Annotated in this window: 19 protein-coding genes; 1 reads left to right on the top strand and 18 read right to left on the bottom strand. The window is 31.1% G+C overall.

Going from position 1 to position 20,860, the window contains the following annotated elements:
- Positions 1-53: 53 nt before the first annotated feature.
- The 9 genes from rpoN to ITB9_RS09430 form a co-directional block, all read right to left on the bottom strand.
- Entirely contained in the window at positions 54-1,514 is a 1,461-nt protein-coding gene (gene rpoN, locus ITB9_RS09470) for an RNA polymerase factor sigma-54 (RefSeq protein WP_054852037.1), read from the bottom strand.
- A gap of 124 nt (positions 1,515-1,638) precedes the next feature.
- Positions 1,639-3,069, bottom strand: a complete 1,431-nt coding sequence (asnS, locus tag ITB9_RS09465; RefSeq protein WP_054852036.1) for an asparagine--tRNA ligase — start codon at positions 3,067-3,069, stop codon at positions 1,639-1,641.
- Between the two features lie 35 nt (positions 3,070-3,104).
- Positions 3,105-5,516, bottom strand: coding sequence for an RND family transporter (locus tag ITB9_RS09460; RefSeq protein WP_054852035.1), 2,412 nt, complete (start codon positions 5,514-5,516; stop codon positions 3,105-3,107).
- A 63-nt stretch (positions 5,517-5,579) separates the two neighbouring features.
- A complete protein-coding gene (locus ITB9_RS09455) occupies positions 5,580-6,866 on the bottom strand; it encodes a DUF5686 family protein (RefSeq protein ID WP_054852034.1) in 1,287 nt (428 codons plus the stop codon).
- On the bottom strand, positions 6,853-7,590 hold the full coding sequence (locus tag ITB9_RS09450) for a TlpA disulfide reductase family protein (RefSeq protein ID WP_054852033.1): 738 nt from the start codon (positions 7,588-7,590) through the stop codon (positions 6,853-6,855). Before ITB9_RS09450 ends, ITB9_RS09455 begins: the two co-directional genes overlap by 14 nt.
- An 88-nt stretch (positions 7,591-7,678) precedes the next feature.
- Entirely contained in the window at positions 7,679-8,236 is a 558-nt protein-coding gene (frr, locus tag ITB9_RS09445; protein WP_054852032.1) for a ribosome recycling factor, read from the bottom strand.
- A 70-nt stretch (positions 8,237-8,306) separates the two neighbouring features.
- Positions 8,307-9,014, bottom strand: coding sequence for a UMP kinase (gene pyrH, locus ITB9_RS09440; RefSeq protein WP_028289146.1), 708 nt, complete (start codon positions 9,012-9,014; stop codon positions 8,307-8,309).
- 162 nt (positions 9,015-9,176) lie between these two features.
- Positions 9,177-9,719, bottom strand: coding sequence for a DUF6705 family protein (locus tag ITB9_RS09435; protein WP_054852031.1), 543 nt, complete (start codon positions 9,717-9,719; stop codon positions 9,177-9,179).
- Between the two features lie 11 nt (positions 9,720-9,730).
- A complete protein-coding gene (locus ITB9_RS09430) occupies positions 9,731-11,179 on the bottom strand; it encodes a hypothetical protein (RefSeq protein WP_054852030.1) in 1,449 nt (482 codons plus the stop codon).
- A gap of 194 nt (positions 11,180-11,373) precedes the next feature.
- On the opposite strand from ITB9_RS09430, the gene ITB9_RS09425 reads away from it, so the two are divergent.
- On the top strand, positions 11,374-11,625 hold the full coding sequence (locus ITB9_RS09425; protein WP_054852029.1) for a helix-turn-helix domain-containing protein: 252 nt from the start codon (positions 11,374-11,376) through the stop codon (positions 11,623-11,625).
- Positions 11,626-11,722: 97 nt separating this feature from the next.
- Here ITB9_RS09425 and tsf read toward each other — a convergent pair whose 3' ends face one another.
- The 9 genes from tsf to ITB9_RS09380 all read right to left on the bottom strand — a co-directional run bounded on the left by tsf (position 11,723) and on the right by ITB9_RS09380 (position 20,824).
- Entirely contained in the window at positions 11,723-12,682 is a 960-nt protein-coding gene (gene tsf / locus ITB9_RS09420; protein ID WP_028289145.1) for a translation elongation factor Ts, read from the bottom strand.
- Between the two features lie 88 nt (positions 12,683-12,770).
- The gene (gene rpsB, locus ITB9_RS09415) at positions 12,771-13,541 is read right to left on the bottom strand and encodes a 30S ribosomal protein S2 (protein ID WP_054852028.1); all 771 of its coding nucleotides are present in this window, start codon (positions 13,539-13,541) and stop codon (positions 12,771-12,773) included.
- 200 nt (positions 13,542-13,741) lie between these two features.
- Positions 13,742-14,128: a 30S ribosomal protein S9 gene (gene rpsI, locus ITB9_RS09410; RefSeq protein ID WP_028289143.1), complete on the bottom strand. Its 387-nt coding sequence runs from the start codon at positions 14,126-14,128 to the stop codon at positions 13,742-13,744.
- A complete protein-coding gene (rplM, locus tag ITB9_RS09405; RefSeq protein ID WP_028289142.1) occupies positions 14,128-14,583 on the bottom strand; it encodes a 50S ribosomal protein L13 in 456 nt (151 codons plus the stop codon). The genes rpsI and rplM overlap by 1 nt, the downstream gene beginning before the upstream one ends.
- Before the next feature lie 126 nt (positions 14,584-14,709).
- Complete coding sequence (gene mptB / locus ITB9_RS09400; RefSeq protein WP_054852027.1) at positions 14,710-16,065, bottom strand: polyprenol phosphomannose-dependent alpha 1,6 mannosyltransferase MptB; 1,356 nt, start codon at positions 16,063-16,065, stop codon at positions 14,710-14,712.
- Positions 16,066-16,227: 162 nt separating this feature from the next.
- Positions 16,228-17,661 (bottom strand): cellulose synthase family protein, encoded by a 1,434-nt coding sequence (locus ITB9_RS09395; protein WP_371440199.1) that lies wholly within the window; start codon positions 17,659-17,661, stop codon positions 16,228-16,230.
- Positions 17,662-17,714: 53 nt separating this feature from the next.
- Positions 17,715-18,407, bottom strand: coding sequence for a glycosyltransferase family 2 protein (locus tag ITB9_RS09390; RefSeq protein WP_054852025.1), 693 nt, complete (start codon positions 18,405-18,407; stop codon positions 17,715-17,717).
- Complete coding sequence (locus tag ITB9_RS09385) at positions 18,404-19,240, bottom strand: toxin-antitoxin system YwqK family antitoxin (RefSeq protein ID WP_054852024.1); 837 nt, start codon at positions 19,238-19,240, stop codon at positions 18,404-18,406. The genes ITB9_RS09390 and ITB9_RS09385 overlap by 4 nt, the downstream gene beginning before the upstream one ends.
- A gap of 3 nt (positions 19,241-19,243) precedes the next feature.
- Positions 19,244-20,824, bottom strand: a complete 1,581-nt coding sequence (locus ITB9_RS09380) for a 4Fe-4S dicluster domain-containing protein (protein WP_054852023.1) — start codon at positions 20,822-20,824, stop codon at positions 19,244-19,246.
- Positions 20,825-20,860 lie beyond the last annotated feature (36 nt).

The following is a 20,860-nucleotide window of genomic DNA, read 5'->3' as shown; positions in this document are numbered from 1 at the left end:
TATTACTATAATTTTATTAGTCTATTTAGTCAAATTAGGGTGTTTTAAACTACTTAAATCTTTTTTCTTAATCTAGCAACAGGTATGTCTAATTGCTCTCTATATTTAGCTACTGTACGTCTAGCAATTGGATAGCCTTTTTCTTTTAAAATTTTAGATAAAGATTCATCTGTTAATGGTTTTTTCTTAGATTCCTCTTCAATTACAGTTTCAAGTATCTTTTTAATTTCTCTTGTAGAAACTTCTTCACCTTGATCATTCGTCATAGATTCAGAGAAAAACTCTTTGATTAATTTTGTTCCGTAAGGTGTATCAACATATTTACTATTCGCTACGCGTGATACTGTAGAAACATCCATTTCTATCTCGTCAGCAATATCTTTTAATATCATGGGTTTTAAGTTGCGCTCATCACCAGTTAAAAAATATTCTTTTTGATAATGCATTATACTACTCATAGTTACAAATAAGGTTTGTTGTCTTTGCTTAATAGCATCAATAAACCATTTTGCTGCATCTAGTTTTTGCTTTATAAATAAGACAGCATCTTTTTGAGATTTACTTTTATCTTTACTTTCTTTATAGCCTTTAAGCATATTGCTATACTCTCGTGAAACATGTAATTCTGGAGCATTACGTCCATTAAGTGTAAGTTCTAATTCGCCATCAACAATTCTAATAGCAAAGTCAGGTACTACATGCTCTACAATTTTATTATTTCCAGCATATGAGCCTCCAGGTTTAGGATTAAGACGTTCTATTTCATGAATGGCATCTTTAAGTTGTAACTCTGTGATGTCAAATTTTTGCATTAATTTTTTGTAATGCTTTTTAGTAAATTGATCAAACGCATTATCAATTATATTTGCAGCCAATAGGACATCAGGTTGTTTGTCTTTACGATGTAGTTGTATGCTTAGACACTCTTGTAAATTACGTGCACCTACACCAGCAGGATCCAATTGATGAACAATTTTAAGTGCCTCTGCGACTTTGTCTTCTTCTGTATAAACACTTTGTGTAAAGGCTAAATCGTCTACAATATCAATTAATTGTCTACGTATGTAACCACTCTCATCTACACTACCAACTAAAAATTCGGCAATACTGCGTTCTTCTTCACTTAATCTATAAGTGTTTAATTGATTAACAAGATGTTGTGTGAAAGAAGTTCCTGCAGCATAGGGAACACTTTTTTCTTCGTCATCTGCACTATAATTATTTACACTAGTACGATAGTCAGGAATTTCATCATCACTTAAATAATCATCAACATTAATGTCTCCAGCATCAATGGTTTCATTATCATTAAAATCATCTGCAGAATTATCAAAAGCATCATCAAATTCATCTTTTACTTCTTCTTTACCACCTTCAAGAGCAGGATTTTCTTCTAACTCTTGTTTTAAACGTTGTTCAAAAGCTTGCGTTGGCAACTGTATCAATTTCATTAATTGAATTTGTTGTGGAGACAACTTTTGAGATAATTTAAACTGTAGGTATTGTTTAAGCATAGTATGTTTTAGAATTATGATAAAAATAAAAAAAACAATCTACATTTTGATAATAGTAGATTGTTTTAATATAGATATTAGATTTTAAATAAACTTGAGTTTATTAAAATTTATTTACTGTATTTTAAAACTCAGCGTTTTGTGGTGTTCTAGGGTAAGGTATTACATCGCGTATGTTGCTCATTCCTGTAGCAAACATTACTAAACGCTCGAATCCTAAACCAAAACCAGAGTGAACAGCAGTACCATATTTACGTAGGTCTAAGTACCACCATAATTCTTCTTCTGGTATATCTAGTACAGCCATTTTTTCTTTTAAGACATCTAAACGCTCTTCACGTTGAGATCCTCCAACAATTTCTCCGATACCAGGAAATAAAATATCCATAGCACGTACTGTTTTACCATCCTCATTTAAGCGCATATAAAAGGCTTTTATGTTTGCTGGATAGTCAAATAATATTACAGGACATTTAAAGTGTTTTTCTACAAGAAAACGTTCGTGTTCCGATTGTAAATCTGCTCCCCATTCTTCAATAATATAATTGAATTTCTTTTTCTTATTAGGTTTACTATTTCTTAAAATATCAATAGCTTCAGTATAGCTTACACGTTTAAAGTTGTTTTCAGTTACAAACTTTAATTTTTCAATTAAAGATAACTCACTACGTTCTGCTTGTGGTTTTGTTTTTTCTTCATCTAAAAGGCGCTTATCTAAAAACTGTAAATCAACTGCATTATTTTCTAACACATAAGAAATAACAGATTTCATGAAATCTTCAGCTAAATCCATATTTCCAGCTAAATCCATAAATGCAACTTCAGGTTCTATCATCCAAAACTCAGATAAATGTCTTGATGTATTAGAGTTTTCGGCTCTAAATGTAGGTCCAAAGGTATATACTTTACCCAAAGACATAGCATAAGTTTCGGCTTCTAACTGACCAGAAACTGTAAGGTTAGTATCTTTTCCAAAAAAGTTTTTAGTATGGTCAATAGCTCCATCTTCTGTTAAAGGTGGATTTTTTTGATCTAGTGTACTAACACGAAACATTTCACCAGCACCTTCTGCATCACTACCAGTTATAATAGGTGTGTGCATGTAGTAAAAACCATTATCGTTAAAATACTTATGTATTGCAAAAGATAACGCAGAACGTAAACGCATTACTGCACTAAAAGTATTAGTACGTGTGCGTAAATGTGCATTTTCTCTTAAAAATTCAAAAGAGTGTTTTTTGGGTTGAATTGGATAAGTTTCAGGGTCAGAGTCTCCTAAGATTTCGATTTTAGTTACTGTAACTTCTACAGTTTGTCCTTTTCCTTGACTTTCTACTAACTCTCCAGTAATGGCTACAGCTGCACCTGTTGTTATACGCTTAAGTATGGCTTCGTCTGTGTTTTCAAAATCAACAACACATTGTATATTATTAAGTGTAGAACCATCATTTAAAGCTATAAAACGTTTAGCTCTAAAGGTACGTACCCAACCTTTAATTTGTATTTCTTGTAATTTGGTCTCCTTTAGTAATGAAGCGACTGTATATGTTTTCATTTTTAAAAAAATTTGATTAAAAATAGAGTTTTCTTTTATTTTTCTTCTGAAACTGATGCGTTTTCGTCATCATCTTCAACTGGAATAATATTAATTTTTGGTTTTTTTAATACTTCTTTATTAGCAATACTACGTTCTAAAGATAATAATAACGATGGCAATAAAAGTAAGTTTGATAACATCGCAAATAGTAATGTTACAGAGACTAAAGCACCTAATGCAACTGTACCACCAAAGCTAGAAATTATAAATACTGAAAACCCGAAAAATAGCACTATTGAAGTGTAAAACATACTTACACCAGTTTCTCTTAAGGCACCATAAACTGATTTTTTAATTTTCCAGTTATTGGCTTGAAGTTCTTGTCTGTATTTTGCTAAAAAGTGAATAGTGTCATCTACAGATATACCAAAAGCGATACTAAATACTAATATGGTTGAAGGTTTTATAGGTACACCAATGTATCCCATTAATCCAGCTGTTACTACAAGTGGGAGTAAGTTTGGTATTAATGAAACCACAATCATCCTAAATGATCTAAACATATAAGCCATAAATAATGAAATTAATATGACTGCTAATGAGAGTGATATTGCTAAGTTTTTAACCAGGTACTTTGTTCCTTTTTGAAATACTAACGCTTTACCAGTCATGGTAACATTGTACTTGGCTTCTGGAAAAACATTATTTATTTTGTCTTGTAAATTTTCTTGGATACGTTCCATTTTATCGGTTCCGATATCCTTCATAAAGGTTGTAATTCTGGCATATTGTCCAGTACTATCAACAAAGTTTTTAAGTAAATCTACATCTGATGTCGAGTTTTTAGCATAAGATAAAATGAAACTATTTTCTTGACTTGTTGGTAATTGATAATATTTTGGATTACCATTATAGTAAGCCTGTTTTGAATATTTAACTAATCCAACTACAGAGATAGGTTTAGAAAATTCTGGAGTTTCATTAATAAAATCTTCAATTTTCTCCATACGCTTCAGTGTTGCTAATTTCATTACACCTTGCTTACGCTTGGTATCAATCATTATTTCTAAAGGCATTATTCCATCAAATTCTTCTTCAAAAAATCTGATATCTTGAAAAAACTCTGCTTTTTTAGGCATGTCTTCAATTAGACTACCAGATATTTTAATTTGAAATATACCTATTAAACAAACCACTAACAATACTAATGAAGTAATGTAGATTGCGATTCGTTTTTCTTTAACCATACGTTCCATCCAATTAACAAAACCACCAATCCATCGTTTATTTAAATGCTCTAAATGACGGTCTTTAGGGTAAGGTAAAAAGGTGTATATAATAGGAATTATTAATAAACACAATATAAATATTGCTAAAATACTTAGTGATGCTACGACACCAAATTCTTTTAGTAAGGTGCTTTCGGTTAAAATAAATGTTGCAAAACCAGAAGCTGTTGTCACGTTGGTCATTAAAGTGGCATTACCAACTTTTGTAATTACACGTTGTAAACTTTTAACTTTATTACCATGAGATTTAACTTCGTGTTGATATTTATTGATTAGGAAAATACAATTTGGTATTCCTATAACAATAATTAATGGAGGGATTAAGGCTGTTAGTACAGTAATTTCATAACCTAATAATCCTAAAATACCTAAGGTCCACATAACACCAATACAAACGACTATTAGTGATATAAAGGTGGCTCTAAATGACCTAAAGAATAAAAAGAAAATTAATGAGGTTACTAATAATGCAGCTAATACAAATAAATTAATTTCATCTACTATATTCTGTGCATTTAAAGTTCTGATGTATGGCATACCAGATATTCTGACATTTAAACCTTCTTTAGCTTCAAATAGTTTAATTTTTTCAACAAGATTGGACATTATAAAGTCCTTCCTAGCAGGCGTATTTACAATGTCTTTTTTAAGATATATTGCTGTTCTAACTGTTTTGGTTTCTTTATTAAATAAAAAATTATCGTAAAAAGGATATTGATTAAATAATTGATCTTGTAGTTTTTCTATTTGTTGTATTGAAGTAACAGAATCTTTGATAAACGGTTCTAAAGCAAATTTTTCGTTTTTAAGATCCTTTACTAATTTTTGAAGATCCTTAATAGATACGACCGTTTCAACCTCTGGAGCTTCTCTAAAGCTGTCAGATAGTGCATTCCATGCATTTAGTTTATCAACAGTAAAAAGTGTTGTGTCTTTTACACCTAATACGACTAAATTACCTTCTTCACCAAAGACTTGTAAAAAGTCGTTATAAGTTATATTTACTTCGTGGTCATCTGGTAAAAGGTTGGCTTCTGAATACGTAAAACGCATGTACTTCCATTGTGTGCTAAAAAATATAGTCACTAAAATGACACCTAGAAGAATAGCTATTTTGTTGCGAAGAATTAGTCTTGCTACAACATCCCAAAAATTTGCTGAAAAAAGTTTTAACATAATGCTTTAAAAAACGGAGCAAAGGTAGTTAAAACCATTGTATTTAGTTATACAATTTTGGTTTTATAATGTAATATTAAAAGTGAATTTTACTGCAATATTATCTTCTTCATTTGGTAGGTGGTATGCACCATATCTGTAAGTCCCACTTAATCCAAAACCAAATAGAAGTTTATTGATTTCAAAACCACTTTCTGTATAACCATGGTTTAAAGTTCCAAAACTTACATTTTGGTGACGACCAATAGTATTCATATTACCAATAGCGTATCTGGTAATTAATACTAATTGTGGGTTAAATCGTTTAGCAATTGCAAATGGCTTGACATAATGTTTTAAGACTACTGTCGTAAAACGGTCTGAAAAAAACTCGTTAAAGTACATCGTTTCAAAACTATTTATTCCTGCAACCGAAAACCGTTGGAGTATAGTTTCTTTGGTAATATTATTAGGATACGCATGGTATAAATGCGTTAAAGGAGCATCTCCATGAGTTATTCCTGCTGATATTGTGCCAATTGTATAAGAGTCTTTATTGTGTTTAATTTTATGAATTGTCCTAAAATCTAGTTTAGAAAAATTAAAATCAGCGTTTAATACATCTTTAAAACTTTTTGAATATTGAAGGGTAAATTTAGGATAACCATCTTTATAAATTTCTTTGCCATTTTCAACCTTTTCTAGTGTTTTAAAAGGATCCCACTGTAATGCTATTTTTGCTGTTGATGTTTCAAAACCACTATAATTATTGTTATCTAGAACAAAATTATAGTCGTAAGTTGGTCTAATATTACTGATTGCTAATTCTGTTTTTGAATATAATTGAGGAGTGATTTCATGCTCAAGTGATACGGATGATGTAATATGCTTATGAAATAAATTGATGTTTAATAAGCGTGGTTCGAAAAACGAAAAAGACCTGCTATCTGTTAAAAAAGCAGAGCTACCAGTTTCTTTTAAATCATCTACATACGAAACATTGAACCAGGTGTTATGTTTTTCGTTTAATCTAAAGCCTCCTCCAATTTTATATTTAAAACTGTCGTCTTTAAAACCATAAACTAAATAAGAATCAATTCGATATTTTTCTGAGAAAGCATCATTTGTAATTCCGCCTAATCCTGTTCTAAAACCTTCATATTGGTTAAACTTGATTAGGTATCTTAAATCAAAATTCCAGACTTTGGTTGGAAAAAAACCATTTCCAATTTGCTTTAAAAGTTCAGTTGATCTAGTCGTATCTGTTACTTTTAAATTGTTTTCTGGCTTTTGAGCATGACTAAAGGTTATACTTATTAAAAATAGTATAATTAGACAATTAAAATGTTTTAATGATTTATAATGCAGCATCAATCGCTTTAGTAAGTACAGATTTAATATTGGTTCTATAACCAACTTCTTTGGTAACAATGTTTCCGTTTTTATCAACTACTATAGATGTCGGATAACTTTGGACACCATACATTGTTATGACATCATTAGCATTTGGTGTTATATCGAAATCAAAAGTCGTGTCCTGTAAAAATTGTTTAACAACTTCTTTTGAATTAAATGTAATTGCCAAAAACTTAACTTTTTTATTTTTAAAATCTTCTGCTAAATTATTTAATTCAGGCATTTCCTTGATATAAGGACCACACTTAGTAAACCAAAAATTTAACACTACAACTTGATCTTTTAAATCTGAAAGCTTAAACCTATTTCCATCTAAGTCCGTAGCTATAAAATCTATGGCTTTTTCACCTTTTATGAATTCGGCTTCAGGATTTTTTTGTATTGTATTGTTAACAGGTTTTAAACGTTTAAACACTACAGATTTTATTCTTTCATTTTTACCTACATAAAACAACGGTTTATAATTACTGTTGGTCATTAACTGTACTTGTGACATTGGAAGTATTTCTCCAGTCTCATTAAATAGTAAAATGTCAGGAGTAACTACAATCTCCATTGTTTTTACTTCTTCATCTGTTAATAATCGTTGTTCTTTTGGTATAAATTTAAAATCTTGAGCCTGTAATGTACCAAAGTATATAAATGAAATTATAAAAGATAATGATTTTAAAAATTTCATAAGTAGCTTTTTCTTAAATATTATAGAAGTAGAACACTCAGTTTTAATAAAAGTTATAAAAAAAGCGACTGATAAGTCGCTTTTTTTGTTAGACAGTCATTATTTCGGTTTCTTTATTAGCAAGAAGCTCATCAATTAGTTTGACGTATTTATCTGTTAATGTTTGTATATCTGCTTCGGCATTTTTTTGTAAATCTTCTGAAGCATCTTCTGTTTTTTTAATGTCGTTGTTAGCGTCTTTACGTGCACTTCTAATACCCACTTTGGCATCTTCAGATTCCGATTTTGCTTGTTTTGCTAAATCACGTCTACGCTCTTCTGTTAAAGGCGGAACGTTTATGATAATAGTTTCACCATTATTCATTGGATTAAAACCTAGGTTCGCAATCATTATTGCTTTTTCAATTTCTTGAAGCATGTTTTTTTCCCAAGGTTGAACCGTTATAGTTCTACCATCTGGCGTATTGACATTTGCAACCTGACTTAATGGTGTTTGCGATCCATAATAATCTACCATCACGCTACCAAGCATAGCTGGACTAGCTTTTCCAGCACGTATGTTTACAAATTGCTTTTCTAGATGCTTAATCGCTTTATCCATTGCTTCTTTAGCAGAATCTATAATAAATGTAATGTCTTCGTTCATTGTAATAAAATTTAATATTGAATGACTTTCAAAAAGCGAGCCAATTTTAAATGTGGTTAAAATATCTAAATTATAAACTTACTTGTGTTCCTATGTTTTCACCAGAAACAACTTTCATTAAATTTCCTTTCGTATTCATGTCAAAAACGATTATTGGTAAATCATTTTCTTGACTTAAAGTAAATGCAGTAGTATCCATAACTTTTAATCCTTTACGTAATACGTCATCAAATGTAATATGGTCAAATTTAATTGCAGATTTATCTTTTTCTGGATCAGCATTGTAAATTCCATCTACACGTGTTCCCTTTAAAATAACATCTGCTTCAATTTCGATTGCTCTTAGTACAGCTGCTGAATCTGTTGTAAAGTAAGGGTTACCAGTACCTCCTCCAAAAATAACAACACGTCCTTTTCGTAAATGACTCATTGCTTTTCTGCGTATAAAAGGTTCTGCTACTTCGTTAATTTTAATAGCAGTTTGTAGTCTGGTTTTAATTTCTGCATCTTCTAAAGCTTGTTGTAAAGCTAAACCATTTATAACGGTTGCAAGCATTCCCATATGGTCACCTTGTACGCGATCCATACCATTCATCGCTCCTGCAACACCTCTAAAAATGTTTCCTCCACCAATAACAATTGCTACCTCAATACCTTTTTCTGTAATTGCTTTTATTTCTTGAGCATATTCAGATAATCGTTCTGGATCAATTCCATATTGACGGTTTCCCATTAAGGCTTCACCTGAAAGTTTTAGGAGTATACGTTTGTATTTCATTAGATGTGTGTGTTGCTTTTGAAAGTTTGACAAAGCTACACATTTTTTTTATTTTTTTAAGTGAATAAAAGCTAGTTAGTTTTCTTTTAATATTAAACTATAAAAAAAACCAATACTCTAAAAATAGCGTAGTGGATTTGGTTTTAATAATGGTCTTTATTTTTATTGTTTTGTTAAAGTCACTGACATTGGTAATGAAAAATCTATACCATTATCATCAGGAGAATTAACTCTAATACCTTCACTACGCCATAAGTTTAATGTTCCTGTATTGGATGAAATTATCTCAAATTCTCCAATCATTGATTTCCCACTTACAACATCCTCAATGACTACACTATAAAGAGTTGATGTTGAATGATTCAGTCCAATTGAAAAGTTAGGTAAAGATTCAATAGTTGTTGTTTCTGATATTAAATCACCATCTACAATATACTTGTATTTACCAAAAATAGCATCATAATATCTAGTCGAAGTATCCGGATAGTTATACATTTCAAACTCTTGTAGCGTAATCTCAAAAGAGTTATTACTATCTTCCCACCTCCAAGTACCTACTATTAAATCGTGGTCGTTATTTGTGTCTTTAATGTATATATTGTTTGCTTCCATAGCTTCTGGTTCAGTATCAAATCCATAAATAGTTTGTGCTTTACAAGCGAAAAAACTAGATATTGTTAATGTAAGTATTAATATTTTTTTCATTGTTTAGAGTTTTAATTACAATCTTTATTTGTTATGTTGTTGCTTTGTGTTACTTTAAGTTTTGACCAATTAGATAAATCATCTTTATCTCCTTTAAAAATGGTTAAACCAGAATTAAAGGTATTTAATAGTTTTGTAAATCTTTCTTCATTTAATGAATTAGATATATTTGGACTTATTTTATTACCTTTTGAGTCATATATTAAGTCTATTAAATTATATTCATGCAAAAAATTTGCGCCAAATTGTGAAAAACTACTTTCGTTGTTAATTGTAATGGCATAAACCGTTTCTTCATCATTAGCACCACTACCACCAGGAGTTGCTACTAGCATAACATAATTATCTACATCTGTTATATTACCGTTAAGGTATAGTTGGTATAAGGTGAATAAATCAGAACCAGAAAATACAGATAATGAGCCTTGGCCATTATTAAAATGGTTATGCATAAATACATCTATTTGCTCAGTTGAATTTACACCAATATCTATTCCTCTAACACCTTCTTCACTTTCAACTCTTATAGGTAAAGAAGTTGTCCCGTTTTCATCTGTATTTCCAAAATAAGTTATTTCGGTATTTCCAGATGTATTATTGATTAACTCTTGCATTTTGTTTGCAAAATCAGGACTTGCAGATAAATTTTCTAGTAAGTTACAGTCTGTGATTACATCTTCCTCTTCTTCATTGTGATTAGTATTACTATCATTCGGGTCATAATAAGAACCAGCACCACCACCACCACCATTATACATTCCACCATCTATTCCATTATCTGAGCTTCCTCCAACATCATCTCCAAAATCACCTTGTTGTGTAAAACTTATAGAGACAGTGCTTACACAACGATAACATAAGTCACATACACCTGAAGAGCACTCTCCTGTATTTGTGCAATGATAGATATTAGTTTCGGACCAAGTTCCTCCACCACCTCTTGCTACTGAATTATTATGATGATGATTGCTTTGTCTTGCATGTATACCATCTAAAGTATACACTTCTTCGATATGTGAAAAGCGAGTATTATTTGAAGTATCATTATCCTCAACAAACAACATAATGGAGGATACCCATTGGTTATCTCTTTCGCGAATAAATAAGTTGTAAGTCTCACCATCTACAACACTATCTTTTAATATTATTTTAAAAGAAAAGGAAGACCTTTCACTATCTAAAAGATAATGATTAACTGTTGTTGTGTCTATTAAAAAGTCGTTAAAGGTAACATCTACACGTGCATCACTTTGTGATGTTTTGCTTTTTAAATAACTGCTTAAGTTTGTTATTTTTGTATGTTCTTTAAATTTACTAAAAGAGACATTGTAAGGGTTAACCTTAATATGTGAAGAGTTTTCGTAGTTGTCTATATCATCTTTTTGACAACTGTAAATAAAAATAACTATACCAAATAGAAATAATCCATATTTGAGGTACGTTTTAATTTTTTGTTTCATTACATGAAATTTTATTGATTAATATAAGAATAAATTATATAAACTCTATTTGTATTAAAATATATAATGAGTAAACACCATATTACAATTAGTTAAATAAGAGTTTAAATTAGTTTACAATAAAGATATAAAAAAAATTAAATGAAGTATTTTAAGGTTACATAATAATTATTTGTTTATCGTACTTTGCTTAAGTGATTCAATTATCTGATAAGCACATAGAAAAAATAAAAGAAAATTTCCTAGTTACAATTGGTAAACGTATTCGTGCAGTCAGAAAAGAAAAAGCAATAACACAAGTGGAACTAGGTAGCGCTTCTGGAAAAGATAGACAATATATTTATAAAATAGAAAAAGGGATTGTGACAATTAATGTTTCAACTTTAAAAACACTATTACTTGTTTTTGAAATCTCCTTTGAGGAGTTTTTTGAAGGTATAAAATAAAAAAACCACTAACTCTAAAAAATAGAGTAGTGGTTTTTAATTTATATTTCTAAGTATGAGATTCTTTACTATGCTAAGAATAACACACTTAAGTAGATTATCCTAAAGATACACGTTTGAAGTCTGTTACAGAAACGTTTTTAGACGCTACATAAGCTTCAACTGTTACTTTTTCGTCTTTAATAAATCTTTGATCTAATAAACATTGTTCTTGATCTAAAGTTGTATTATCAGATACAAAACGGTCCATTTTACCAGGTAAAATTTTGTCCCAGATTTGTTCTGGTTTACCTTCAGCTTTCAATTCAGCTTTAGCATCTTCTTCAGCTTTAGCCATAACTTCAGGAGTTAATTGAGACATTGAAATGTATTGAGGTACATTTTTTAAAGTTTTACCTAAACGTCCTAACTCGATGTTATCTTTTTCGATTACTGCAATTCTAGCTTCAGTTTCTGATGCTACAAAAGCAGGATCAAAATCTTTGTAAGATAATGAAGTTGCTCCCATTGAAGCGACTTGCATTGCTACATCTTTAGCTACTTCTTCATTAGCTTCAGATAAACCTACTAATGCACCAATTTTATTAATGTGAACGTAAGAACCAACGTAAGGAGCTTCTAATTTTTCAAAAGCGTTGATTTCTAATTTTTCACCTACTACACCAGTTTGTTCAACTAGTTTTTCTGCAACTGTCATACCACCAAAGTCTGCAGCTAAGAAATCTTCTTTGTTATCAAAGTTAATAGCGATGTCTGCAAATTGAGCAGCTAAAGCTAAAAATGATTCGTTTTTACCAACAAAGTCAGTTTCACAACCTAATACAATAGCAACACCAACAGTATTGTCATCATTAATTTTAATTGCTGCAGCACCTTCAGAAGAATCTCTATCTGCTCTTTTTTCGGCTACTTTTTGACCTTTTTTACGTAAAACGTCAATTGCTTTGTCAAAATCACCACCTGCTTCAACTAAAGCTTTTTTACAGTCCATCATTCCTGCTCCTGTAGCTTTTCTTAGTTCGTTTACTTGTGCTGCTGAAATTTTTACTTCACTCATAATAAGTATAATTTAAAAAAAAGTCGTTTAATTTATTTTCGACAAAGAAAAGAATTAAACGACTGATTTGTGTTTTGAAATTGTTATTTTATTCTTCTTCGTCTTTAGCTGCTACTGCTTTTTTAGGTGCTGCTTTTTTATCTGCTTTAGCTGCATCCTTTTCTGCTTTTTCAGCTTTACGTTCGTTTAATCCTACAGTTACAGCATTAGTAACATGTGTTAAGATTTTATCGATTGATTTAGAAGCGTCATCATTTGCAGGTATAACGTAATCTACTTGACGTGGATCAGAGTTAGTATCTACCATTGCAAAGATAGGAATGTTTAATTTTTGTGCTTCTTTAATCGCGATATGCTCACGTTTAATATCTACAACAAATAAAGCTCCTGGTAAACGAGTCATGTCAACAATTGAACCTAAGTTTTTTTCTAACTTAGCTCTTAAACGGTCAACTTGTAAACGTTCTTTTTTAGATAAGGTTAAAAAGGTACCGTCTTTTTTCATTCTATCAATAGTAGCCATCTTTTTGATTGCTTTACGGATAGTAACAAAGTTAGTTAACATTCCACCAGGCCATCTTTCAGTAATGAAAGGCATGTTGATGCTACCAGCTTTTTCAGCTACGATATCTTTTGCTTGCTTTTTTGTTGCAACAAATAAAATTTTACGACCTGAAGCTGCAATTTTTGCTAATGCATCTCCAGCTTCTTCCATTTTAGCTGCTGTTTTGTATAAGTTTATAATATGGATACCGTTACGCTCCATATATACGTAAGGAGCCATGTTTGGATCCCACTTACGTGTAAGGTGACCGAAGTGTACACCTGCTTCAAGTAATTCTTTTACTTCTACTGCCATTTTGTAATAGTTTACGTTCTGTTGAATTAGCAATAATTAAGTGGTCATTTTTAATAAACTTGCCTTAATTATTTAGATGCTAAACTAAATCCTGTGCTTTAATTTAAAAACACTAGGACAACAATAACTGTTTAAATTTTGTTTGTTTCAACAGGATTGAAAAGACTGTAAAGACATTCCAATGCTGTTGAAGGGTAATATTAACGTTTCGAGAATTGGAATTTTTTACGCGCTTTTTTCTGTCCGAATTTTTTACGCTCTACCATTCTTGGGTCTCTAGTTAATAAACCTTCAGGCTTTAAGATTAATCTGTTTTCAGCATCTAATTCGCACATTGCACGAGAAATTGCTAAACGAACAGCTTCAGCTTGTCCTGTGATACCACCTCCAAATACATTAACTTTAATATCAAAGTTACCTTCATTATCTGTTAAAGCTAATGGTTGGTTTACTTTGTACTGTAACGTTGCTGTATCGAAGTAGTCTTTAAGATCTTTTTTGTTGATCGTAATGTTACCTTTTCCTTCAGATAGGTAAACACGAGCAACTGCGGTCTTACGACGACCAATTTTGTGAATTACTTCCATTACTTGAATTCGTTTAAGTTAATCACTGTTGGTTTTTGAGCTTCATGAGCATGAGCTGTACCAACAACAACATTTAAATTACGGAATAATGCTGCACCTAATTTGTTTTTAGGTAACATTCCTTTTACTGATTTTTCTACTAACCTTGCTGGATCTTTTCCAAACATTTCTGTAGCAGTTAAACTTCTTTGACCACCTGGATAACCTGTGTGACGAATGTAAGTTTTGTCATTCCACTTGTTTCCTGTTAAGTTGATTTTTTCTGCATTGATAACAATTACGTTATCTCCACAATCAACATGTGGTGTGAAGCTTGGCTTGTGTTTTCCTCTTATAAGTTTTGCAACTTTAGAAGACAAACGCCCTAATGATTGACCTTCAGCGTCTACTAAAACCCACTGTTTATCTGCAGTAGCTTTGTTTGCTGAAATCGTTTTGTAGCTTAATGTGTCCACGTTATTAATTATTTTTTATTAAACATTCCTCTCTCAAAAAGAGTTTGCAAATTTACGATTATATATTTGATTACCAAATAGTGAAAGGCTTTTTATTTAATAAGTCTGTTGATATCTTTTTAGAGCTTAAAAATTAAGCTTCCTTTTTTTAGCCAAATATTCTAAAATTATTGCTGTGAATACTATAAAATACTCAAAACCAATTATCCACAAATTTTCTGTATTATTAGAGTTTGCATAAGCTAGATAGCTTATTATGATTATAAAGCTCCAAACTAGTGGGTATCTATAGTTAGTAAAAACACTTAAAATTAATACCGAAGCTATATACCATGGATGTACTGTAGTACTTAATAGTAAATAACAAGTTATTGCGATTATCATACTTGATATTAAAGTGCTGTAGTTTTGGTTTTTTCTAACTAATGCAAGTATCCAAATGGTTATAAATACTATTACGGGTAAAATTTTTCCGATTATAGCTATTTGGTTGTATCCTGTAATGTAGTAGCCTATTGCTCTTGCTAGATAATATATACTTGCGTTAAACTCGAAATTCCCAAACCATAATCCAACTGTTTTAGAGTAGTTGTTTACAAATTGCATGGAGAAGAAAGGTGCAAATAGTACTATTGTACTAAATCCAATTATCAGATAAAAAGCGATTAGTTTTTTATAATCGATACCTTGTTTTGTTTTAAACCATTTTACAAATAATGGTAAAAATAATAAAGGTACTAGTTTTGTTGAAATTGATATAGCAAAAACTACTGCTGACCATTTCCATTTGTTGATTTTAAGTAAGTATAGACTTAGTATTAAAAAGAAAATCATTACACCTTCAAAATGAAGATTACCTGTTAACTCTATAATTATAAATGGATTTAATATGTACCATAAAATGTTTTTTTTAGGAAGCTTCATTAAGTCTAATAACTTGCTTCCAAAATAAAGTGTACCTATGTCTGCAACTATAATTATCAATCTCAAACCAATTACAGACCCTAAAATGCTTGTATTAGAAGCAAGATTAGCTAATGTAAAAAGTAGTTGATTAATTGGAGGATAGTTAGAGTAATGACTTGCATTTAGTGCTTGCATACCATTTACTAGATCTTGTGCTTGATGTATTGGATATTGTCCTGCTGTTATAAAACTTTCTGGAGTGTATAAATAAGGGTTAATCCCTTTTAAAATGATACGTCCATCCCAAATAAACCTATAAAAATCCTGAGATAGGTTAGGTATTGCAACTAGAAATATTAAACGACTTATTATTGCTACTACCAGTAGTAGTTTAAAGCTGTTTTGTTTGTTGTTTACTAGTTTTATAAACAGTCCAAATAAAACAAGGTAAAGCGACATTAAAGTCGTGTAGTCTGTCCTTACCAGGTCATAAGCAAAGATTCCGTACAAAAAACAACTAGCTAATATTAGCAGTAAGCTTAATGTGTTAATCTTTAAAATAGAAGTGTTAAGCATGATGCATCCTGCGTTAGCGGTTGTAATGGCATCCTTTTTTGCTGTTTAAATACTTAAACATCGTTAAGACTTAATCTTAATTTTGGTTTAGATTAAGCGTGTTTGTGCAAATGCAAAAAAGATATAATGAAAAACGCGACCCTTGTGGTAACGCCCAAATTATTATGCTTTTGAAGTTAAGGATTTGAAAAACACAAATCCAAATCCAACAGTTAACATTAAGTGAAACGGAAATAATCCAAAGTCTCCACCTTGATCACCAACTATAAATGCACTGTACATACCAAATGCAAAATATAGCATTAGTAAACCTTCAAAAACGACATTAACCGATATGTTTTTACGTAAATATTTGTTGCCTTTCCAGCTGTCTTTTAATGTACTGATATTAAATTTTGGTGTTCTTACAAAATCACTTCGTTTACCAATATGTCCTTCTAATACTGCAATAGAATTGTGTAAAGAAAAGCCCATTGCTATAGAGAAAAATGTAAAAAACAATGCAATGTATTTTAAAAAGTCTTTAAAAGTGTTACCATGACTTTGTTTATACATAACCCAATAACAAACAAAAAAGATAACTGTACTTATTACAAAAAAGCTCATGACATAAAAGTATGGCCTTAAGTGTGCATATTCATTTTTTATGTACAACATTGGTATACTTAAGATACCAACAATTAATACATTTAAAAACATGGTGCTATTTAATAAATGAAGGATACCATGTAATTTAGTTTTAGCCGAAATGTTTTTATTGGTTAATACACGACCAAGCATCTTGCGGAAGTTTTCTGCTCCACCTTTATTCCATCTAAACTGTTGTGATCTTGCAGCACTGATAACAACTGGTAACTCAGCTGGAGTTTCAACATCTTCTAAATATTTAAACTTCCAGTTTTTAAGTTGTGCTCTATAACTTAGGTCTAAATCTTCTGTTAAAGTATCACCTTCCCAGTTTCCTGCATCTAAAATACAGTCTTTACGCCAGACACCTGCTGTACCATTAAAGTTTATAAAGTGTCCTTTGCTACTACGTCCAACTTGCTCTAAAGTAAAATGAGCGTCTAATGCAAAGGCTTGAATTTTTGTTAATGTAGAGTAATCCCTATTGATGTGTCCCCAACGTGTTTGTACTACACCTATTGCTTCGTCCTTAAAAAACGGAATTGTTTTTTTTAACCAGTTTGGTTTTGGTAAAAAATCGGCATCAAAAATTGCAATGTATTCTCCTTTTGCAACTTCTAATCCTTCTTTTAAAGCTCCTGCTTTAAAACCTTGTCTATTTGTTCTGATAATATGAGTGATATCAAGGCCTTGTTGCTTTAATTTTTCAACGTGTGCTTTTGTGGTTTGTACAGTCTCATCTGTAGAGTCATCAAGTACTTGAATCTCTAATTTGTCCTTTGGATAGTCAATTAACGCTATGTTGTCTAGTAAACGATCCATAACGTACAGCTCGTTAAAAACAGGAAGCTGTATGGTTACAAATGGGATTTCTTCAGGGTTTTTGAAGTTGAATTTTGGTGCGTTTTCTTCTTTTTTTTGAGCAGCTAAGTAGTTGAATAACAGGTTTAACTGAGCTAAGGCGTACATAAAAATAAGAACTAGCGCAATGCTGTAAATAATAATGGTAATGGTCTGGAGAATCACTTTTTAAAACTGTATTTAAATATCCACGTTAATATTTTAACGCCAGCAAATATACTACCTTTTATTGTTCCTGAAACTTTTGAGACACCAATTCTATTACGATAGTTTACAGGCACTTCAATATAAGTCAGTTTTTGCTTCAATGCTTTTAGTTGCATTTCTACTGTCCAACCATAGGTTTTATCTACCATATTTAAAGCTAGAAGCTTATCATATTTTATGGCTCTAAAGGGTCCAAGATCTGTAAATTTTGCACCAAAAAATAAAGACATTAGTGTTGTTGCCAGCCAATTTCCAAAAATTTGTTGTGGTGTCATGCTACCTTCTTCTCTTAGGTTTTTAACACGTGCACCAATAACAAAATCTGTATTATTGTCCAAAATAGGAGCTATTATTTTGGTCAATTCTTCTGGATAATCACTGTAATCTCCATCTAAAAAAACAATTATATCTGGTTTGTTAGTTTGTTTAGTAATGTAGTCCATCCCTTTTAAACAGGCATAACCATAACCTTTGTTACTTTCTTTTAAAACGGTAGCACCTGCATTTTTTGCATTAGTTTCTGTTAGGTCTGTAGAGTTGTTGCTAACTACAATTACCTCATCAACTAATTTTGGAATATCGTTTATAACGTTTGCAATTGAGTCTTGCTCGTTGTAGGCAGGAATGATGACTTTTATTTTGGTCATTTAAGGTCGCTTAATTTATTTTCTTTTTTAAAGGACTTTAAATCGGTCCATTCTTTTATTTTTTGTCCTGCTTTAAATTTTACTGCAGATATCAACGCATCGTTTTTATACATAAGACAATACCCATTTTTTTGATTGTCTTTAAGTTGACATTTATGATTTATTTTTTCGTTGTCATCATAAAACAACCACCATTTTACCTTTTTATCGGTTATATAATGACCTTCCTTTTCTTTTTTACCGCTTTCGCGGAAATACTGCCAATAGCCAGTTTTGAGGTTTTGGTTAAAGCCTCCAAATTTAGAAATTACTGAGTTGCTATGATAGAATTTCCAGAATTTATTTTTTAAATCGTTTAAATAATGCCCTTCACTTTTAGTTTTTGAATTATCAAAATAGGTTTTCCAGTAGCCCGTTTTTAGCCCATTTATATAACGACCTTGACTTTTTAAGTAGCTGTTTTTGTGGTATGTTTTCCAGTAACCATTGGCTTTACCTTTAAGATAATTACCTGCTTTTTGTAAAGTGTTATTATTATGATAGTAGGTCCAATACTTTTCTTTTAAGCCTTCATTGTAATTACCTTTAGCTTTAATTGTTTTATTGTCATGATACTCTATCCAATAGCCTGTTTTAAGGTTGTTGCTATAGTTTCCTTTTTCTTTAATGCTTCCGTTTGGGTAGTAATACACCCAAAAATCTATTTTTTGATTATTATTAGTCCAACCTTTATACAATAGGCTTCCGTTGTCGTAAAAGGCTTTCACGTAAGTTTTTTCCGCGTAAGCGTTATAACCGAAAACAATAAAAAAATATAAAACAAAGGTTTTCATTTTTTATTTTTTGTTTACAAAGTCCATCAAGTCAACATCATTCCCTAATAAGATTTCTGTTGGGTTTATACGTCCATCTTCTGGTCCGTTTTCTAATTTTAAAACACCTCTTGGACAAACAGCACTGCAAACACCACATCCTACACAACTAGAACGCACAATGTTTTCTCCTTTTTGGGCATAGGCTCTAACATCAATACCTTGCTCGCAATAGGTAGAGCAATTTCCGCAAGAGATACATTGTCCTCCATTAGTTGTAATTCTGAATCTAGATTTAAAACGTTGGACAAAACCTAAGTATGCAGCCAATGGACAACCAAAACGACACCATACGCGATTTCCAAAAATAGGATAGAATCCTGTGCCAATTACACCTGCAAAAATAGAACCAACGATTAGGCTATAAATACTTTGTATTGTGGATGTTTTTATACCTAAAATGGTACTAGAATCTGTCAAAAAACTATATAAGGTCATAGCTGTCATTGTTAATACAAACACTAAAACAATATGAATTAAATAACGCTCGACCTTCCATGCAAATAGTGATTTGTCAGAATGTTGTCTGTAAGGATCACCAAGTGTTTCTGCTAATCCACCACAACCACAAACCCAACTGCAGTACCAGCGTTTTCCAAAAAAGTAAACCATTACTGGTACAATGACTAGGGTTAATACAATACCCCAAACCAGAATAAAAATTCCTATTCCTCCAGTTGCTAAAAGTTCGTCTAAATTCCATTTAAAAAAGAAATCATAATCTAAAGGAAACGCATTTTTAAAGTCATAATAAGGCATTTGCAGTCTTACCATAATTTCGGGAACGATAAAAGCAAATACAATTTGAAAAAATAAAACCGAAGTCGTCCTAAAAATTTGATACATATTATGACGGTATTTTATGTACATACGTACAGCCATTACTGTCATTACCACACAATACATAAAACCATATACAAACCAATGCCCTGCAGGATTACCGCTTAAAGACTCGCTAATTGGGTCTACTAAAAGGGTCCAATTGGTTGCGTATTCTGACGCGAAATAGAGCACTAAATAAAAGGAAACTAAAAAGATGAATACCATCCAGCCTATCCAACCACGATTTGTGGAACTTTCATGATAGATACCATCGTTTTTTATTCCTTTTTTACCTAATAAAATAACATTTGGTAAAATAAACATTAATGATCCAATTATACCTAATCCAAAGGTTAATAACCACATAAAGCCTTTATTGTTAACAATAAATCCTTTTGCGGATTTTTTACCAATTAAAGCAGCCATATCACTAGACTTGGTGTAGATTTTTTTATCCCATTCTTTATTTTTTATGTGGGTTTTATTAGCATTGTCTAATGCTTTTGATACAAAAGGTGATAACCTTTGCATACCATTAAAGTCTTTACCTACAATTTGTGATTTTAGGTCATTTATAAAAATCTCACTTTTAATTTTTTTATTCTTAATTATAGTATTTAGTGTCGTCTCGTTTAAGTTAAATGTCCCTAATAGAGGTAGGGCAGTAAAAATGGCTAATCCTATTAAAAAAATAACCAATCCTATATGTTTAATCGCTTTCATGTGTTTAGTAATTTTGATTTAATTAAAAAAGTGTGG

This window comes from Olleya sp. ITB9 (assembly GCF_001315805.1).
In the GTDB taxonomy this organism is placed as follows: domain Bacteria; phylum Bacteroidota; class Bacteroidia; order Flavobacteriales; family Flavobacteriaceae; genus Olleya; species Olleya sediminilitoris.
This window is presented reverse-complemented; position numbering and strand designations above follow the sequence as displayed.

Bases quoted from the DNA above. Each gene is read 5' to 3' on its own strand.
- mptB (WP_054852027.1), bottom strand. From the start codon at position 16,065: ATGCTTAACACTTCTATTTTAAAGATTAACACATTAAGCTTACTGCTA.
- ITB9_RS09385 (WP_054852024.1), bottom strand. From the start codon at position 19,240: ATGAAAACCTTTGTTTTATATTTTTTTATTGTTTTCGGTTATAACGCT.
- ITB9_RS09460 (WP_054852035.1), bottom strand. From the start codon at position 5,516: ATGTTAAAACTTTTTTCAGCAAATTTTTGGGATGTTGTAGCAAGACTA.
- ITB9_RS09435 (WP_054852031.1), bottom strand. From the start codon at position 9,719: ATGAAAAAAATATTAATACTTACATTAACAATATCTAGTTTTTTCGCT.
- ITB9_RS09395 (WP_371440199.1), bottom strand. From the start codon at position 17,661: ATGTACGCCTTAGCTCAGTTAAACCTGTTATTCAACTACTTAGCTGCT.
- rpsI (WP_028289143.1), bottom strand. From the start codon at position 14,128: ATGGAAGTAATTCACAAAATTGGTCGTCGTAAGACCGCAGTTGCTCGT.
- rpoN (WP_054852037.1), bottom strand. From the start codon at position 1,514: ATGCTTAAACAATACCTACAGTTTAAATTATCTCAAAAGTTGTCTCCA.
- rpsB (WP_054852028.1), bottom strand. From the start codon at position 13,541: ATGGCAGTAGAAGTAAAAGAATTACTTGAAGCAGGTGTACACTTCGGT.
- pyrH (WP_028289146.1), bottom strand. From the start codon at position 9,014: ATGAAATACAAACGTATACTCCTAAAACTTTCAGGTGAAGCCTTAATG.
- ITB9_RS09430 (WP_054852030.1), bottom strand. From the start codon at position 11,179: ATGAAACAAAAAATTAAAACGTACCTCAAATATGGATTATTTCTATTT.
- ITB9_RS09455 (WP_054852034.1), bottom strand. From the start codon at position 6,866: ATGCTGCATTATAAATCATTAAAACATTTTAATTGTCTAATTATACTA.
- frr (WP_054852032.1), bottom strand. From the start codon at position 8,236: ATGAACGAAGACATTACATTTATTATAGATTCTGCTAAAGAAGCAATG.
- ITB9_RS09450 (WP_054852033.1), bottom strand. From the start codon at position 7,590: ATGAAATTTTTAAAATCATTATCTTTTATAATTTCATTTATATACTTT.
- ITB9_RS09390 (WP_054852025.1), bottom strand. From the start codon at position 18,407: ATGACCAAAATAAAAGTCATCATTCCTGCCTACAACGAGCAAGACTCA.
- ITB9_RS09380 (WP_054852023.1), bottom strand. From the start codon at position 20,824: ATGAAAGCGATTAAACATATAGGATTGGTTATTTTTTTAATAGGATTA.
- tsf (WP_028289145.1), bottom strand. From the start codon at position 12,682: ATGAGTGAAGTAAAAATTTCAGCAGCACAAGTAAACGAACTAAGAAAA.
- asnS (WP_054852036.1), bottom strand. From the start codon at position 3,069: ATGAAAACATATACAGTCGCTTCATTACTAAAGGAGACCAAATTACAA.